This window comes from Rhizobium sp. 10PS4 (assembly GCF_032464805.1).
GTDB classification, from domain to species: Bacteria; Pseudomonadota; Alphaproteobacteria; order Rhizobiales; family Rhizobiaceae; genus Rhizobium; species Rhizobium laguerreae.
Genome location: NZ_JAWDIW010000002.1, coordinates 124,462 through 140,449, shown reverse-complemented (window position 1 = coordinate 140,449; position 15,988 = coordinate 124,462). Strand labels below are relative to the sequence as shown.

22 protein-coding genes and 1 tRNA gene are annotated in these 15,988 nt (G+C 60.3%); 10 read left to right on the top strand and 13 right to left on the bottom strand.

The window, feature by feature from the left end; genetic code table 11:
• Positions 1-118: 118 nt before the first annotated feature.
• Both RWJ89_RS03635 and RWJ89_RS03630 read right to left on the bottom strand, forming a co-directional pair.
• Positions 119-1,417, bottom strand: a complete 1,299-nt coding sequence (locus RWJ89_RS03635) for an ABC transporter substrate-binding protein (RefSeq protein WP_131664658.1) — start codon at positions 1,415-1,417, stop codon at positions 119-121.
• Positions 1,418-1,471: 54 nt separating this feature from the next.
• Positions 1,472-2,560 (bottom strand): ABC transporter ATP-binding protein, encoded by a 1,089-nt coding sequence (locus tag RWJ89_RS03630; protein WP_168284031.1) that lies wholly within the window; start codon positions 2,558-2,560, stop codon positions 1,472-1,474.
• 267 nt (positions 2,561-2,827) lie between these two features.
• On the opposite strand from RWJ89_RS03630, the gene RWJ89_RS03625 reads away from it, so the two are divergent.
• Positions 2,828-3,538 carry a GntR family transcriptional regulator gene (locus tag RWJ89_RS03625; RefSeq protein WP_316030587.1) on the top strand — a complete coding sequence of 237 codons (711 nt, stop codon included), beginning with the start codon at positions 2,828-2,830 and terminating at the stop codon, positions 3,536-3,538.
• A 62-nt stretch (positions 3,539-3,600) separates the two neighbouring features.
• Here the strand turns inward: RWJ89_RS03625 and RWJ89_RS03620 are convergent, their stop codons facing one another.
• On the bottom strand, positions 3,601-4,014 hold the full coding sequence (locus RWJ89_RS03620; protein ID WP_131664656.1) for a DUF4174 domain-containing protein: 414 nt from the start codon (positions 4,012-4,014) through the stop codon (positions 3,601-3,603).
• Between the two features lie 220 nt (positions 4,015-4,234).
• Positions 4,235-4,618: a hypothetical protein gene (locus RWJ89_RS03615; protein ID WP_017988998.1), complete on the bottom strand. Its 384-nt coding sequence runs from the start codon at positions 4,616-4,618 to the stop codon at positions 4,235-4,237.
• 358 nt (positions 4,619-4,976) lie between these two features.
• Here RWJ89_RS03615 and RWJ89_RS03610 point away from each other — a divergent pair, with 358 nt between their 5' ends.
• Both RWJ89_RS03610 and RWJ89_RS03605 read left to right on the top strand, forming a co-directional pair.
• Positions 4,977-5,183: a hypothetical protein gene (locus RWJ89_RS03610; protein ID WP_131664655.1), complete on the top strand. Its 207-nt coding sequence runs from the start codon at positions 4,977-4,979 to the stop codon at positions 5,181-5,183.
• Between the two features lie 24 nt (positions 5,184-5,207).
• Positions 5,208-5,447, top strand: coding sequence for a DUF2934 domain-containing protein (locus tag RWJ89_RS03605; RefSeq protein WP_025395376.1), 240 nt, complete (start codon positions 5,208-5,210; stop codon positions 5,445-5,447).
• An 18-nt stretch (positions 5,448-5,465) separates the two neighbouring features.
• On the opposite strand, the gene RWJ89_RS03600 is transcribed toward RWJ89_RS03605, so the two are convergent.
• Together RWJ89_RS03600 and RWJ89_RS03595 are read right to left on the bottom strand one after the other, a co-directional pair.
• The gene (locus RWJ89_RS03600) at positions 5,466-7,391 is read right to left on the bottom strand and encodes a DUF5054 domain-containing protein (protein WP_168284030.1); all 1,926 of its coding nucleotides are present in this window, start codon (positions 7,389-7,391) and stop codon (positions 5,466-5,468) included.
• Between the two features lie 336 nt (positions 7,392-7,727).
• Positions 7,728-7,922 carry a hypothetical protein gene (locus tag RWJ89_RS03595; RefSeq protein ID WP_131664654.1) on the bottom strand — a complete coding sequence of 65 codons (195 nt, stop codon included), beginning with the start codon at positions 7,920-7,922 and terminating at the stop codon, positions 7,728-7,730.
• 123 nt (positions 7,923-8,045) lie between these two features.
• Here RWJ89_RS03595 and RWJ89_RS03590 point away from each other — a divergent pair, with 123 nt between their 5' ends.
• The 3 genes from RWJ89_RS03590 (at position 8,046) to RWJ89_RS03580 (ending at position 9,794) form a co-directional block, all read left to right on the top strand.
• The gene (locus RWJ89_RS03590; protein ID WP_020050903.1) at positions 8,046-8,771 is read left to right on the top strand and encodes a LuxR family transcriptional regulator; all 726 of its coding nucleotides are present in this window, start codon (positions 8,046-8,048) and stop codon (positions 8,769-8,771) included.
• Between the two features lie 157 nt (positions 8,772-8,928).
• Complete coding sequence (locus tag RWJ89_RS03585) at positions 8,929-9,594, top strand: acyl-homoserine-lactone synthase (protein ID WP_003541559.1); 666 nt, start codon at positions 8,929-8,931, stop codon at positions 9,592-9,594.
• Complete coding sequence (locus RWJ89_RS03580) at positions 9,591-9,794, top strand: hypothetical protein (RefSeq protein ID WP_131664653.1); 204 nt, start codon at positions 9,591-9,593, stop codon at positions 9,792-9,794. The genes RWJ89_RS03585 and RWJ89_RS03580 overlap by 4 nt, the downstream gene beginning before the upstream one ends.
• 100 nt (positions 9,795-9,894) lie before the next feature.
• Here the strand turns inward: RWJ89_RS03580 and RWJ89_RS03575 are convergent, their stop codons facing one another.
• Positions 9,895-10,263 (bottom strand): response regulator, encoded by a 369-nt coding sequence (locus RWJ89_RS03575; protein ID WP_131664652.1) that lies wholly within the window; start codon positions 10,261-10,263, stop codon positions 9,895-9,897.
• A 198-nt stretch (positions 10,264-10,461) separates the two neighbouring features.
• Between RWJ89_RS03575 and RWJ89_RS03570 the strand changes: the two genes are divergently transcribed.
• Both RWJ89_RS03570 and RWJ89_RS03565 read left to right on the top strand, forming a co-directional pair.
• Positions 10,462-10,537, top strand: a tRNA-Ile gene (locus RWJ89_RS03570).
• A gap of 582 nt (positions 10,538-11,119) precedes the next feature.
• The gene (locus tag RWJ89_RS03565; RefSeq protein WP_012558428.1) at positions 11,120-11,329 is read left to right on the top strand and encodes a hypothetical protein; all 210 of its coding nucleotides are present in this window, start codon (positions 11,120-11,122) and stop codon (positions 11,327-11,329) included.
• A gap of 146 nt (positions 11,330-11,475) precedes the next feature.
• On the opposite strand, the gene RWJ89_RS03560 is transcribed toward RWJ89_RS03565, so the two are convergent.
• On the bottom strand, positions 11,476-11,667 hold the full coding sequence (locus RWJ89_RS03560; RefSeq protein WP_077978844.1) for a hypothetical protein: 192 nt from the start codon (positions 11,665-11,667) through the stop codon (positions 11,476-11,478).
• 253 nt (positions 11,668-11,920) lie between these two features.
• Here RWJ89_RS03560 and RWJ89_RS03555 point away from each other — a divergent pair, with 253 nt between their 5' ends.
• On the top strand, positions 11,921-12,067 hold the full coding sequence (locus RWJ89_RS03555; protein ID WP_018242953.1) for a hypothetical protein: 147 nt from the start codon (positions 11,921-11,923) through the stop codon (positions 12,065-12,067).
• A 99-nt stretch (positions 12,068-12,166) separates the two neighbouring features.
• Here RWJ89_RS03555 and RWJ89_RS03550 read toward each other — a convergent pair whose 3' ends face one another.
• Entirely contained in the window at positions 12,167-12,613 is a 447-nt protein-coding gene (locus RWJ89_RS03550; protein WP_131664651.1) for a GNAT family N-acetyltransferase, read from the bottom strand.
• 196 nt (positions 12,614-12,809) lie between these two features.
• Here RWJ89_RS03550 and RWJ89_RS03545 point away from each other — a divergent pair, with 196 nt between their 5' ends.
• On the top strand, positions 12,810-13,550 hold the full coding sequence (locus RWJ89_RS03545) for an SIMPL domain-containing protein (protein WP_316030586.1): 741 nt from the start codon (positions 12,810-12,812) through the stop codon (positions 13,548-13,550).
• A 145-nt stretch (positions 13,551-13,695) separates the two neighbouring features.
• On the opposite strand, the gene RWJ89_RS03540 is transcribed toward RWJ89_RS03545, so the two are convergent.
• From RWJ89_RS03540 to RWJ89_RS03525, 4 genes are all read right to left on the bottom strand, one after another.
• A complete protein-coding gene (locus RWJ89_RS03540) occupies positions 13,696-14,043 on the bottom strand; it encodes a hypothetical protein (protein WP_011652868.1) in 348 nt (115 codons plus the stop codon).
• 178 nt (positions 14,044-14,221) lie between these two features.
• Positions 14,222-14,527 (bottom strand): hypothetical protein, encoded by a 306-nt coding sequence (locus RWJ89_RS03535; protein ID WP_003541573.1) that lies wholly within the window; start codon positions 14,525-14,527, stop codon positions 14,222-14,224.
• Between the two features lie 123 nt (positions 14,528-14,650).
• Positions 14,651-15,073, bottom strand: a complete 423-nt coding sequence (locus RWJ89_RS03530) for a secondary thiamine-phosphate synthase enzyme YjbQ (protein ID WP_222010281.1) — start codon at positions 15,071-15,073, stop codon at positions 14,651-14,653.
• A gap of 108 nt (positions 15,074-15,181) precedes the next feature.
• Complete coding sequence (locus RWJ89_RS03525) at positions 15,182-15,931, bottom strand: carbonic anhydrase (RefSeq protein WP_168284028.1); 750 nt, start codon at positions 15,929-15,931, stop codon at positions 15,182-15,184.
• Positions 15,932-15,988: the final 57 nt, after the last annotated feature.

Genomic DNA, 15,988 nt, shown 5'->3' with positions numbered 1-15,988 from the left:
TTTGCCGCGCCGCCTCCGAACCTCCTCCCCACAGGAGGAAGGAGTGTCCTTGCCGCACCGCCTCTCCAGGCTCCCTCCCCCTTGTGGGGAGGGTTGGGGAGGGGAAAACGACAATCGCTTAGGCCGCGATGAACTCGTTCCAGCGGCGGACCATGTAGCGGTCTTCGTCCATCACCGAGTTCCAGCAGGCGACAGCACCCATGCGGGCTTCGAAGGAGCCGCCGTCGCGAACGGCGCCGGCCTTCTCCATGACCTTGCCCTCGGGCGACATGATGTCGCCGGTGGCAGCCTTACCCTCGATCCAGTAGCCCCACTCGTCCGCCGTCATGAAGTTCTTGGCGGTGTCCATGCAGGCGGAATAGTAGCCCTGGCGGTTGAGATAGCCGCCGACCCAGCCCGATGTGTACCAGTTGATGTATTCATAGGCGGCGTCGAGTTGCGCACCCTTGAGGTGCGAGGCAAGGCCGAGACCGCCACCCCAGGCGCGATAGCCTTCCTTGAGCGGCTGATACTTGCAGGCGATGCCCTTGGAGCGGACGGCGGCGACGGCCGGCGACCACATCGACTGGATGACGACTTCGCCCGACGCCATCAGGTTCACCGACTCGTCGAAGCTCTTCCAGAAGGCGCGGAACTGGCCCTCGCCCTTGGCCTTGATCAGGAATTCGATCGTCTTGTCGATCTCTTCCTTGGTCATGTTGCCCTTGTCGGCATATTTGATGTTGCCCATGGCTTCCATGATCATCGCGGCGTCCATGATGCCGATCGACGGAATATTGAGGATCGAGGTCTTGCCCTTGAACTTCGGATCCATGATGTCGGCCCAGCTGGTGATCTCGCGGCCGACGAGATCGGGGCGAATACCGAGCGTGTCGGCATTGTAGATGGTCGGAACCATCGTCATCCACTGTGTCGCTTCCTTGGCGAATTTCTTGGAATCCTGCGCTTCGACGAAGCCGACCGTGTGCGGCGCCGTGCCTTGCGCGATGACGCTCTCCGGCTTCAGCTTGCCGTTGATGAAGAGCGGTACGATCTTGTCGTAATATTTCAGCTTCTTGACGTCCATCGGCTGCATCACGCCGGTCGGGAACACCTTTTTGGCGATCCAGTATTCGATGTCGGCAATATCGTAGCTGTCAGGCTGGGTGACGGCGCGCTGGGCGGCGGCATCGGAATCGGTCGCCGTCATCTCCAGCGTGATGCCGAGATCGGCCTTGCACTTCTCGGCGATGGCATTGATGTTCGAAACGCCGGTGCCGAACTGGCGAAGCGTGATGTTCGTCTGCGCCCAGATGGTGGGAAAGCCGGTGATGGCGCCGGAGCCGGCGATGGCGCCGACGGCGGCAGCACCCGTCTTCAGCAGCGTGCGGCGGGAAAGTCCCTTCTCCGCCTTGGTCGATGTCGTTTCAGTCGTCATGTCAGTTCCCCTTTTCTTGGATATGGAAGGTTCAGTGTTCTTGATGGTGATCGCTCACGCGGACGAGCGGCCGAGAAGCACGGCGTCCTCGAGCGCCCAGCTGAGCGAGACGGTGTCGCCAACGGCGACCGGCCGGGCGAAATAGTCGCCGTCGTCGGCAATGACGGTGAAGTCGTCGCTGCCGGCGCCGATAACGGTGATCTTCACGGAAGAGCCGCGATATTCGATGTTGGAGACGATGCCGTCGAAGCCGAGCGTCCATTCGGTCGCCACCTGCAGGCGCACGCGGTCGGTGCGGATGCCGATATCGACGGGCTCGCCGACCTCCCTGCCCGTCCCGCGCACGGAAAAGCTCTGGCCTTCCGGCACGGTCATGACGAACACGCCGTTCTCGCTCGACGTCACCCGGCCGGACAGCACGTTGTGATCGCCCATGAACCGCGCAACGAAGGCCGTCGCCGGACGCTCGAAGACCTCGCGCGGGGCTGCCGCCTGCTCGATCCGGCCGTCATTCATGATGACGATGACGTCGGCGAGCGCCATTGCCTCTTCCTGGCTGTGGGTGACGTGCACGAAGGTGATGCCGAGCGACTTCTGGAGTTTCTTGAGTTCGGCACGCATGCGGATCTTCAGGAACGGATCGAGCGCCGACAGCGGCTCGTCGAGCAGCAACGCTTCCGGATCGGTGATCAGCGCGCGCGCTAGCGCCACGCGCTGCTGCTGGCCGCCGGAAAGCTGGGCCGGACGCCTGGCGGCATAGGCCTCCATCTGCATCAGCTTCAGCATCTCGAGCGCCTTGGCCCGCCGCTCTTGCTTGTCGACACCCTTCATCTTCAGGCTGAAGGCGACGTTGTCGATCAAATCGAGATGCGGGAAGAGCGCGTAGGACTGGAACATCATCGCCGTGCCGCGCCTGGCCGGCGGAAAATCGGTGACGACGGCATTGCCGAGGCGGATATCGCCCGACGAGATGCTCTCATGGCCGGCGATCATGCGCAGCGTCGAAGTCTTGCCGCAGCCCGACGGGCCGAGGAAGCAGCAATAGGAGCCGGCCGGAATCTTCAGGCTGATCGCATGAACCGCCGTCGTCGCGCCATAGACCTTCGAAACGGATACTATATCGATCTCTGCCGCTTTCGACATCATGCCTTCCCCTGTTTGGAAAAGACGATGCATCTGCCGTGCCAAACTCCGCTGCTTAAAGGAAGCCATTGCGAAATAACGATTTTATCAAAACCGCCATAGAGAGAGAAAATTATAGGCGCAACGCCATCTGCACATGATTTAGGCTATCGTGCGCAATTTGTGCAAAACATCGTATACAATCCCACCACCATTTCGGGCACAAATTCTGTTTAACTTTTGCTGCGAACACGGATATGCTTTGCCGACCATCGGGAAATAAATTTCATGAAATCCGCCGCGAAGGCTCAGCAGGCCGAAGACTCAGCCGAAACAGGCGCGCAACAGATCCGCGATGCCATTCGCGAAGCGATCGTCGAGCGCAGGCTATCTCCCGGCACCAAGCTTTCCGAAAGCGATGTCGGCAATCTCTTCAACGTTAGCCGCACGCTTGCCCGCGCCGCCCTGCAGGCGCTCTCCTATGAAGGCCTCGTCAGCGTCGAAAAGAACCGCGGCGCCTCCGTCGCCTATCCCTCGCCTGATGAGGCTCGCCAGATCTTTTCCGCCCGCCGCCTGGTCGAACCCGGCATATTGCGCGAGGCGGCAACGCGGATCACGTCTGACGATATTACCCATCTGCGACAGCTTCTACTGGAAGAAGGCCGCCTGATGAGCGAGCGTGGTCAGACGGCGCGCCGCGCTGAAATCAAGGCATCGGGCGATTTTCATCTGACGCTGGCGGTCATATCGGGAAATTCGATCATGCAGCGCTTCATGGAGGAGCTCGTCGCCCGCTCGTCTCTGGTGATTGCCCTTTACGGGCAGTCGACCGCATCGAGCTGCGGCCATTCCGAACATGGTGACATCATCTCGGCGATCGAAAGCAAAGAACTCGACCGCGCCTGCCAGCTGATGCTGCATCACATCGCCCATATCGAGGCAGATCTCGACCTGCGCGAACGCAAGAGCCTGGGCCTCAAGGAAGCCTTCGAACTCTGAGCATGCAAAAGATGCGGGCGAGGATGCTTCACCGCGCCCGCTTCAAACGAACTCTCGAAACCCTACCAGGGCGTCTTCTTTGGCAACATCTCGAAGGCCGCGAAGATATCCTCGGCGCTCATTGGCTCGCCCGAGCGCAGCTTCACGGTTCCGTCGCGTCCGATCAGGATCAACCCGAACTCGCCGGACGGCGGTCCCTGCAGCCGATCGCGAATATCGTCGGCATCGAGTTCCCAGTCATCGTCGAACAGCGCAAACGCGCCGCCGCCGGCAATACTGAACACCTCGACGTCTTCCTCGATCAAGCGCATATGCGCCTTGCGCAGCCATTCATCCTGGATGAGCGCGCGGTCATCTTGCGCATCGGCAAAGATGATCAGCACCCGTTTCCTGTCGCGAAACTGCTCGAGCGATTGCGGAAGCTCAGGCTCACGCTTGGGTGTGCCGATGATTTCATGAACAATAGATTTTAGCATGGTGCTTCATTCCTCGCCCGTCACCACTGCATAATTCTTAAATCGGGATCGATTTAAGGATAGATTATGCAGCAATTCGAAGTGCTACAGCGCCCTTTGCGACTCTCGAAAAGGGCGCTGTAGTGGCGGGCTGTGCCTGCCGAATTAAACGGCTGGGAATAAGCGAGGTTCCGCCAAAAAGCGGAAAAGGATCGCAGCCATGGCCGCGATCCTCACTTTGTCAGTCGCGGCCCTGGTCTTCGGACGCGTGGGCCGAAACGGCGACGAGATCCGCAGCCCCAGTGACGTGAAGGCGCTTGCGCACCAAAACGCGCATGACACGCGCCGCCGTCGAGAAAGTCATCTGGTCGAGCGGGCCTTCGCCCTCCCACGGCTTGGTCAGCCGCTCGGTGACAGCGCCGACGATGTTCATCGGCACGATGTCGGTGCATTCGCGCATGGCTTCGAAAACGAAGCTGATAGGGATGACCCGGCCTTCGTAGGTCACGATCGGCTCGGTCAATTCGCTGTCCCATTCCTCGAAGGCATAGAGCGCTTCGCGAAACAGCTGCTGGAGGTTGAACGGCGCGTGGCCGTCATGAAGTGGCGGCAGTGCATTCATCATGTCTGTCTCCTCTTGATGGGTTGAAGCCAAAGTCCTCCGGTATCGGTCGCGCCAACGCGGGGAACGGAGCGTTTGCTGCCCCTGCGAACCGAATAACACTATTGATTCTATAGAGTAACGCGCTGGGGTAAAGCCCATTTATCCGCGCGCATGGAAGCGAATTCCATAACGCCATGATATTCTTGCATGTTTTAGTGGAAATTTTCTCGGCATCCGCCATTCGTCAAATATTTTTGCCTCCCGCCTGAGATCGGTCCGGAATGGCACAAAGGGCAGAAATCGCTGCGAAATCACGGAACTTTTGGCGCTGTAATCTGTTTTGTTCTCACATTCGCCAAACCGACTGGGGTTACCACCAATGACGCAAATCCGTGAACCGGAGCGCCGGAGCAGAATCCTGCGCGGCCGTCCCTATAGCCTTGATGAATTCGCCTCCAAATACGGCCTCCGAAACGAGCAGGCTGAAAGCCTGTTCACCCGTTTCGGGCCCTCCTCGATCGAGCTCGACCTGCTGATGGCAGCCAAGCGCCGGCCACCGGTTCTGCAGGACAGAATTGCCGAATAACACTTTGTCGAACGGAACGGATAGATGAGCGACAGACGCCACGAATGGATTAGCAAAAGAGCTTACGCGATCTGGGAGGAACAGGGCCGCCCTGATGGCCGCGACGACGAACATTGGCGCCAAGCGGTTGCCGAACGCGATGCGCTGGAACGCACGCAGGCCTCCGTCGATGGCCGCGAGGTGCTAGTGAAGTTTCGTCCGAAACCGCAGCGGCCCGAAATGCCGCGTCAGGACTGGGTCAATCCTTCGACAAAGGCCGGCTGACCCTTCCCTCTTGCCGGCTCAGCCCAGGCTGAGCCGGAAGCGGGCTTGAAAATCTCCCTGCCACCACATTGGGAAATTGGTTCCCCATTTATTGTTGTGCAGATTGAAGCGGATGCCGGCGGTAAAATCCGGCAGCGTCTTGCAAAATGTCATGAAATCCGAGCTTTGCGGAGCAACCAGCGGCGCATCGAAGGTTTCGATCGTCAGCGGGCCATCGGCAAGATCACCACGTGCTGATGTCACCGCCTGCAATTGCCCGCCGCCGCTTGTCGCAATATTCCCGGATCGGTGCCAGAGGCCCATCTTGCGGAAATTCCAGTCCCCGGCACCATCAGGCGTGAACGAGAAGAAACTTGCCTCCGGCATGCGGTTGGCCGGCTTGTCAAGCAACGTCAGGCTGAGGTCGAGGTGATCGCCCTCGGCGGTGAAATGCAGCATCACCTGCGGCGGCGCGCCATATTTCTGCACGGCCTCGGCCGGCATCGACAGAAGGATGCTCGCCCCATCAGTTGCTTCCAGCGCCGGCAGAAAAATCTTCGAAAGTGTTGCCCCCGACCGGGCAAGCCCCGGCTTGTCATGGTCGAGCACCGCCCATTCCTGGCGATGGGTCAGGTAGGTCTCCATATGCCTGATAACGTCGCCGGCATCGTAGCTCTCATATCGATAGGCGATCAGCGAGCCATCGCGGCCGGAGATCGTCCGGCCGGAGGGAGAGGTGATTTCGGCCACATCGCCGCTCGCACCGTCGAGCCCGATCGACCAGCCGCCGGTCTGCAGACGGAGCTGCCGCCCACCGCCCTCGATCACGGCAGGCGTGGCGATATCGGCAAGCACCGCCTGGGCCGCCTTCCGGTCTGTCTCGTCGAGTTCCGAGACCGCCTGGTCGAGATAGGCGCGCTGCTCGTCCCATGAGGCTTCGGTATAGGCGAAGCGATAATCGGACCGGCGCGCGGCCTCGAAATCGGACCGCGACCATGCCTTGTCGTCACGCAGATAGGATTTGATATCGACGCCGCAGGTATGCTCGGCCACCATCGCCAGTCCGCGCCCGAAGGCGAGACGCCGCGCGTCGAGCCCATCCGCCGCGAAGCGGTCGTAGAGCCTCTGCAGCGCGAGGAACCGCGCCGTCTTCACCGGATCGCTGCCGCTGCCATGGATCCAGCTGTCGCCGAGTTCCAGCTCGACGACAGGGAAACGCTCACGCCCGCTCCAGAGAATGGCGCCGTAATCCTCGAGCGTCGCCGCGCGGATGACCGCATCCGGCTCGCGGGCGCGTAATTCGCGATAGGCCTCGGCCGTCTGCGGCACGCTCTGCGGCCCCATATTGTCGTTGGTATGGGCAAAGCTCAGCCCGTCCTCGAGACCGTCGGGGAAACAAGTCTCGCCGTAGGAGCGCTGGTACATGACCACCACTTCCTCGCCGCCAGGCGCCCGCCAGCGGAAGATGTCGGGCACATCAGGCGGCGGTGAGGCCGTATTGACGCCGAGATGCAGGAAGCGGATGCCCGCCTCGGAAAGCAGCGGCACCATGCCGAGCGTATGGCCGGGCACATCAGTCATCTTCGCCGCGATCGTCGTCTTGCCGAAGCGGCGGTCGAGCTCCTGCGAATAGGAAAGCCCGACCCGGAAAAGGTCCGGCGACATCAGCTCCGTATGCGTGGTGAACGGCAGGCCGTGCCAGCGGATCAGCCCGCGCTCGATCGCCTGTTCCAGCGCTGCCACCTCGGCGGCCGAGCGCGAATTCAGATGGTCCCAGATCAGCCAGGCGCCCGTCGTCCAGATGAAATTCGGCTCGTCGGGATTTTCGGCATGAAAATGCTTGGCCGTTTCGATCGCCTGCGGAATGAAGCGCTCGTGATATTGCCGGCGGACTTTCTCGGCATGATCGGTAAAGCCGATATCGAGATGGGTCTTGAAAACCAGATGCACGCGCTTTTCAGTCATTCCATTCCACGCATCGGTGATGACAGTCGAAACATTCTGCAGCCAGTGGCGGCACAGGTGAGGAGTGTAACCGTTTCCACAAACATCTTTGCTCCTGCCGCAAATTCTTCGTCAACCCGTTTTGGCACAAATCGATGAAATAGTGCGGGTTTATTAACCATATATCCGAAAACGCTATCGTCCGACGCTTTCATCGTAGAATCGAATCGCGACAAGAATGAAGACGTGTTCATCGATAATTACATAGAAAGGCGGCGGGACTTCTTTGCTGCCGTGCCCGGGTGGTGCGCTGTTTAGCCAAGGAGAAAAGCCCGAGCCTTTCGTGAAAGCCGATTATCAGAAGGGGCTGTTTTCCTGGCAGAGCGCACGGTGGACCTCGGTCCAGAATAGCGCCAGCGGCGTGTCGCCGTTGCGTTCGGCAACGAGGGCGCGGATCAGCGCTTCGGAGCCTGCCATGTCCTGCCAGCTGGATTTCAGGCCCTTGGCGGCCTGTTGGCATTCGGCAATCGCGAATGGTCTCTTGCTGTCCATATGAGGTCTCCTCATGAAAGGCGCTAGCAGATGGGACCCGGATTGTCATTCCCCGCATATGTGGGGATGCCTTGTATTTATGACAGCCCTCGCGGTAGGATTGAGGGGATTGGGGCAGTGGAAATGATTGAGAATACCTACAGCGAAAAATTCGAGTCCGCTTTCGAACAGATCAAGGCTGCGGCCAATGTGGATGCCGCCATCCGCATTCTCCAGGCGGAATATGGCCTCGATTTCGTCACCTACCATCTCGCCCAGACGATCGCGGCCAAGATCGATTCGCCCTTCGTGCGCACCACCTATCCGGATGCCTGGGTCTCCCGCTACCTCTTGAACAGCTATGTGAAGGTCGATCCGATCGTCAAACAGGGCTTCGAACGCCAGTTGCCCTTCGACTGGAGCGAGGTCGAGCCGACGCCGGAGGCCTATGCCATGTTGGTCGATGCCCAGAAGCACGGTATCGGCGGCAACGGCTACTCCATTCCCGTCGCCGACAAGGCGCAGCGCCGCGCGCTGTTGTCGCTGAATGCCCGCATACCGGCCGACGAATGGGCCGAACTCGTCCGCCGCTGCCGCAACGAATGGATCGAGATCGCCCATCTGATCCACCGCAAGGCCGTCTATGAGCTGCACGGCGAGAACGATCCGGTGCCGTCATTGTCGCCGCGCGAGATCGAGTGTCTGCACTGGACGGCGCTGGGCAAGGACTACAAGGATATTTCGGTCATCCTCGGCATATCGGAGCACACGACGCGCGATTATCTGAAGACCGCCCGCTTCAAGCTCGGCTGCGCCACGATCTCGGCCGCCGCCTCCCGGGCCGTGCAATTGCGCATCATCAATCCCTAGGTCTTTGTTGGCGCATGTCGTTCTCGCAAAACCGCTGCACACTTTTGCGCGACATGCTCTGCCCCCCTCATTTGAGGGGGCCCATCTGAGGGAATTTCCGAACCGGCCCGCTTGAACCATTGTGCTTTCCACGAACTTGAAAACGCTGGAGGGCAAAATGTTCGTTATCATTCAGGCACATGAGTATCAGAAATACGCTGCCGTACTCGACCAGATGTTTCGCCTGCGCAAGAAGGTCTTCGCCGATACGCTCGGCTGGGACGTTCCCGTCATCGGCCCTTACGAACGCGACAGCTACGATTCGCTCGCCCCCGCCTATCTCGTCTGGTGCAACGATAGCCGCACCCGCCTCTATGGCGGGATGCGCCTGATGCCGACGACCGGCCCGACCCTTCTCTACGATGTCTTCCGCGAGACTTTTCCAGATGCCGCCAATCTTATCGCCCCCGGCATCTGGGAAGGCACGCGCATGTGCATTGACGAGGAGGCGATCGCCAAGGATTTCTCCAATGTCGATGCCGGTCGCGCCTTCTCCATGATGCTGCTTGCGCTTTGCGAATGCGCGCTCGATCACGGCATCCATACGATGATTTCCAACTACGAGCCCTACCTCAAGCGCGTCTACAAGCGCGCCGGCGCCGAAGTGGAAGAACTCGGCCGTGCAGACGGCTACGGCAAATACCCCGTCTGCTGCGGCGCCTTCGAAGTATCGGACCGGGTGCTGCGCAAGATGCGCGCCGCCCTCGGCCTCACCCTACCCCTTTATGTCAGGCACGTGCCGGCCCGCTCGGTCGTGACCCAATTCCTGGAGATGGCAGCATGAACCGCCTCGCTGAAACCGCCCCGCAGACCGCAATGCAGAAGGATATCGGCGCGCTGGAGCGCCATGTTCTCGCATCCCGCGACATCGCCACGCAGATAGGGGATCCCTTCCTCTCCTATCTCCTTTCGATGGCGCTGTTCACGATCTACGAGAAGAAGGCCCATCACGAGAACGAGGCGCTGAAGAGCAGCTTCAGCTGAGGGTGTGGTTCCCCTCCGCCCCGCCTGAAGACGAGCAAGTCTCCCGGCGCCTCGCGCGCAGCCGCAAAAACAGTCCCCGTTTTGCGGCTGCGCGGCGTGTTTACGTCATCAGCGTATCGATCGTTGAAATCAGCGTGTCGTGCAGATAAGGCTTCGGCAGGAAGGCGGTATTGGCGGGCAGCGCCATCGGATCGAGCCGCACCATGCCCGAGGTGATGATGATGCCGATATTCGGCCGCATCGCTCGCACCCGCTTGGCAAGTTGGAGACCATCCATCGACCCGGCCATATTAACGTCGGTGAACAGGATATCGACATCCTGCCTGCCCTTCAGCACCACCAGAGCCTCGTCGGCGTTGGCCGCCTCCAGCACCACATGACCGACATCCTCCAGCACATCGAGGATATTGAACCGGATCAGCGGCTCATCCTCCACGATGAGCACCACGGCACTGTTCGAAGCCACCATCTGCGATCGCCCTCTTCATGCGGATGTGACTTGAGTAAGTGTAGCCCGCGCCAGAAGGTTCCAGTGGCTGCCCACGAATTATGCATCGTCCACAGATGCGTGCGCTCCCCGCTTGTGGCTCCCTCGGATTTGCGTTAGAGCGGAAACCGTGCTGCGGGAACCATTGCCCCGGCACCCAAGCGCCGGACACGGCGCCAAGGGCCTGTAGCTCAATGGTTAGAGCCGGCGGCTCATAACCGCTTGGTTGGGGGTTCGAGTCCCTCCGGGCCCACCATCTTTTGCATTAAGTGGTTCAAATCAATCTCCTTTAGCCGGACGCCAATTTCCGCAATTTTGACAGGAGGTTCCGGAATTTCGGAAACCTTTCGAAGCTCCCTTAAGCCGCTTCGAAGCATGCTCGATTTCTTTGCAAAGCAGGAGCGCTTCGAGATCATCCTGATCCGGACGACAGTACGCAAATAAAAGTCCGGCTTGCGCGGCTATCCCTAAAAAGTCGCGATTGTCTTTTGACGATGGGGTGGCCGTCACTGACGGCAATTTCCTCTAGAAACCCTCACAGCAGGACGAAACGCCGATACGGCAGAAGGATCGGTGCGTTGATTTTCTGCCTACGCCTGAGGGCTAGGAAGCGAGTTCGTGCTGATCGTCGCGTGAGACTGCGACAAGGAGTATGCACCACGGTTGCCAACCATCGGCTGGTCGAGATTTATTGAGAATGATCGGAAACTTCGCGTTCGTGCAGCGCTTTGCGGATTGATACGCGTATGATCAGCCTGATCGTCGAGCCACCTGCCTTTCGATAGAAGTTGTGGTACTTATTAATGGAAGTCGTTGTTCTCGGGAGGAGTAGCAATTCATGGTCGTACACAGGGATATGACTAGCGACGAATGGAAGTGGCTCGTGCGCCTTTGCCAACACGAAGCGGATAGCATTCCTAAGGAAATTGAAGCGCGGTTTACCGAACTTGGTCTGCTCGGGCCAAATGGTCTTTCGGACAATGCCAGGAATTTGGTTCAAAATGAACTGCTGGCAGAGCGGCGAAACAGACTGCAAGGGCTTCACTGAGTGATAACCTTGGACGCCAAGCAGGAGTTCAAGGTGGTGATGTTCATTGCGGTACGGCCCAAGCGGGTAACCGACCTCGGCGGCGGGCGTTTCCTGATCGTCCGTGCAGCTGTTAGCACGGCGTCATGCCCGATCTGCGCACATTTCTAATAGCTACAAGAACGCCCATCGCTCGGCCTGAACCCACCCCCACACGCCGGATTAAGCGGCTGACGCTCATAATAACCGCCGCCGATCGACGACGTCTGGTCGACGCTTCCGGACGATGTGCAGCCCGAAATGATCGTGGCAAGGCTGATCAGCGTTCCGGTCGCGACAAATGCGAAAAATCGGTTCATCTGAGCTTCTCCTTCGGAGGGGCTGGTTTTACCCCAAGCGGGCAATCTACCACCCACGGCGATTACCGACGAGGATTTATAGCAGCCGACCGCCCCCGGCGGCCCCTTCTAACGCCAATGTGATCACCTTTTAGGCCAGCCACCCTCAAGCCATGCACTGTCACATAACTGTCATGCAAAATTGCCCATTGTTACGGCAGTCTGGGCAAAATATATGCTGCCGGCTAACAAAAAAAAGAATGAGTGAACTGCCATGAGTGCCATACAGAAACTTTTCCACCGCAATCTCCTGACCCGCTTCGTCGCCGGTCTCGGTGCGGTTCCCCAGCGCATTCGCGACGCACGCGAAGAGCGCAAGCCCGCCATCCACCCATCCTTCATGGACGATTTCGGCGCCTAGTAGGACAATTGGCGAGTCAACAGACTCGTCTGCTCCCGCGATACGTCCTCCAATGTCATTTCAGTTGATATCTGATGGGAAGCCGCCAGCGGCTTCTGATCAAGCCGCGGCGGAAAATTCCTTCCGGAACCAGATCCGGTCAACGGGCCGGCCTCCGGCATGCCCGCTGACCCTGCCGAATTCGACGTATCCGAGCCTCGGGTAAAAATCCGGCGCCTGGGTCGAGAGTGTGTCGACGCAGGCCGCGACCGCCGCGCGGCGGCGGCCTTCTTCTTCCGCCGCCGCCATCAGTTTCCGGCCGATGCCGCTCAGGCGCAGCGATTGCGCGACCCACAGATTGCCGATGAAAAGAATCGAGAAGGAAACGGACGCCGTTATTCCGGCGATAAGCCTTCCGTTTTCCCGCCAGACGATGGCGAAGGCCTCGCGTCTGATCTCAGCGCTCTCGTTGAAGGCGTTCAGGCCATCGGAAATCGCGGTGGCGATCTCGGACGGGACGGGATCGAGCGTTTCGAACATTGTTTCCTCGTCGTCGATGATCGCCATATGATAGCGAGCCGTCGGTTCCGGTCCAGCCGTTTCGGCTTCTAACGGGCGGCGGACGCCCTCCGGGTTCAGCCCAAACGCATGCCCCCGCAGATTTTTCTCTCGCTACGCATGCGCCTGTCTTTTCTCGCCGTAATAGCTTCACAATCAACCGACAGAAAGCTGTTCCGGGAAACGACAACCAAGGAATGAAAACATGGCGCCGATCTATACCAAAACTGTCCTGATGACCGCCCTTCTGGCGCTGCCGCTCGCCGCCTCAGCGCCCGCCTTCGCGCAGGAGGCAAAGCCGCGCGAGCCGGTGATTTCGGTGACCGGCGATGGCGAATCCTCCGTCGCTCCCGATATGGCCGTCGTCAATCTCGCCGTCGTCAAACAGGCGAAAACCGCCCGCGAAGCGCTCGACGAGAATAACAAGGCGATGAACGACGTACTTGCCGCGCTGAAGAGCGGCGGCATCGCCGAGCGAGATCTGCAGACCTCCGGCTTTTCCATCCAGCCGCAATACAATTATCCGCAGCCGGTCGACGGCCAGCAGCAGCAGCCGCAGCTGATCGGCTACCAGACCATCAATTCCGTCACCGTCAGGCTGCGCGATCTCGCCAAGCTCGGCGCGGTGATCGACCAGTCCGTCAGCCTCGGCATCAACCAGGGCGGCGAAATCCAGTTCACCAACGACAAGCCGGACGCCGCCTTCGAAGAGGCACGCAAGGCCGCGGTCGCCGATGCCGTCAAGAGGGCAAAGACGCTGAGCGAAGCCGCCGGCGTCAAGCTTGGCCGCATTCTCGAGATCAACGAGAATGTGCCGCGCGCGATGCCGCAGCCGGCCTATCGCGCTACGATGATGAAAGAGGCCTCCGACGCTGCCGTTCCCGTCCAGGGCGGCGAGAATAACTACAATGTCAGCGTCACCGTGACCTTCGCGATCGAGCAGTAAACATGACAACGCCGCGCGTCTTTTCAGACGCGCGGGGCTGTAAAAAGATTTTCAAAAAGAAAACCGCCCTTGCCGATCGGGGAGACTGGCAAAGGCGGTTGTGGCCGCCGCATCGGGGAGACGGGGCGGCGTATTCTTCCAACGATTAGCGGCGGCGCAGGGCGGGGCAACCGCGCACATTGCCGAAGCTCATTTCATCAGGGCCGCGACGCGTCCAGCCCTGGACGATCACGCGGCGCGGGGTGATGTCGACGACGCGGGCGCGACGAAAGCCGTAGTCCCGGGCGAGGTTTTCGGCGAGCTGCGGATTGCAGCCGCGCGACGGCCGGCCGTAGCCCGGGCCCGGAGGCGGACGGCGGTAATCCTGCGGCGGACCACGGTCCGGCTCGCCAATAATGATATTCAACTGGGCGGCGGCCGGGGCCACCGTACCGGCCAGGGTGCCGGCTGTCAGCATGACGGCAAGACCCGCCTTTGCCAGAAACTGCATCATCGAAAAACCTTTTCGTTTGAAAGTCGGGCCGGTCAAGCCGCCCTCCCCATTAATCCGCATGACGCCGAAGCGTCATTTGGGAATCACTCATACAGGTCAGAGAAGAGACGGCTGAAAGTGTCACCGTCAAGGCAAAAACAGACCGGAAGCGCCGCATCGGCGCCTCCGGCTGCAGTCCTCAGCGCCGGATCAGCGGGCAGCCGCGGACATTCGCGAAGGTGATCCTGTCCCAGCCGCGGCGGTCGCGCCCGGCAACGACGACGACCCGCGGCGACATGCGGGTGATGTGGGCTCTCCGCAGGCCGAAATCACGCGCCTTGCGCACCGCGTGCATCGGCGAGCAGCCGCGGATCGGACGATGATATTGCGCCTCGACGACGAAGTTCGTCTGCGGTCCGGCGGCGGCCGCCGTGGAAACAGTGGCCGGAATGGTGCAGAGGGCGAGCAGAGCGGCAAGCGAAGCCTTGGTCAGGAAATGCGTCATGGGATGTCTCCGTCGATTGGTATTCCAAGCTCTCCCTTCAGGGATTGTCTCGACAGTAAACGCAGCAAACTGAACGGCGTTCGAACCGGGCATTCAGTTTGCATTCACAAGAATTAACCGATTTCAGGAGCTGAGATGCAACACGACTTCCCGCCGATGCGGCCGGTCGCGATGCTCGAAAAGATAAAGGCCCTGCCAGGTGCCGAGCATCAGCCGCCCCCTGGCGACGGGAATGCCGATCGAGACCTGCGTCAGCGCCGCCTTGATATGCGCCGGCATGTCGTCCGGCCCTTCGGCCCTATGCACGATCCAGCCCATGTCGGGATCGGAGGCCGGAGGCACGAGGCGGCGGAAGAAGGAGAGAAGATCGGTACGCACGTCGGGATCGGCATTTTCCTGAATGAGCAGCGAACAGGATGTGTGGCGTACGAAGACGGTCAGAAGCGCCTCCTCCCGCCCCGACGCGCTGACGAAGGCCTCCGCCTGGTGCGTGAACTCGTAAAGGCCCTGTCCGCGCGTGGACAAGGTGAGGATCGTCTGAGGCAAGGCGCTCTCCCGCTTCGAGATGACATCTCTCGCGAGTTGGCGCGTTGACTGGCGCAAGTCAAGCTTGCGCGTGCAAGTCAAGCTTGCGCGGGCAAACCACTGACCGCTTCAGAAAGAAGAAAGGATGAAGCGCCGGTTGGCGGCAAGCACCGGCCGGGCATTCATCGGATAGAGCGTCGTGAAGGCGCTTATATCGTTCTCGTCGGTCTCGATCGGCTGCCTGAGCACCATCCAATCGACAATCTCGCTGCAAGGCGGCGTCGTCAGCGACCCCTCATAGGACCAATAGGTGAGCTCTTTCGGCAGCAGCCCGTTCGGGTTGACATCGACCGCAGCCTCGCCGCCTGCCGTTTTAGGAAAGGCGGCCGCCAGCCGCGAGAAGCCGGGATTGGCGGCACCCGGTGTCACGAATACACCAAGCACCCCAAGCGTGCCGGTTTCCTTGTGCCTGTGGACGAAATGCGCCTCCATCGGGAAGCTCCTGCCGTCGACATGATGTTCGCTCGGCGCATGGAAATGATATTGCAGCAGCTCGTAGCTGTTACCGGCCCGCGAAAGCCTGCTGCCACCGGGCATGTTGACCTGTATCGTGTGGCCGTTGTTGACGATCCTGCCGCCAGCCTTCCAGTCGATCGCAATTGGCGGAAGCTCCGCCTTGACAGCACCCGTCAGATCGAGCGGCGATTGCTGCGAACCGGCTGAACAGGCGGTATTCTCCGGCGCCATCGCGCCCCAGTGGTCCGGGCCTGACTGGCCCTCATAGCTCCAATGCGCACCTTCGGCGGCAAAGCCAGCACCGGCACAGGCCGGGCAGGCGCCAAGCACGATCAGTCCCTTGATGAAATCACGTCGCTGCATGTCCGTCCCCCCACGGTGGCAGCCGGTAGCCTGCCGAGCCCCGCGGAGCGATTATGC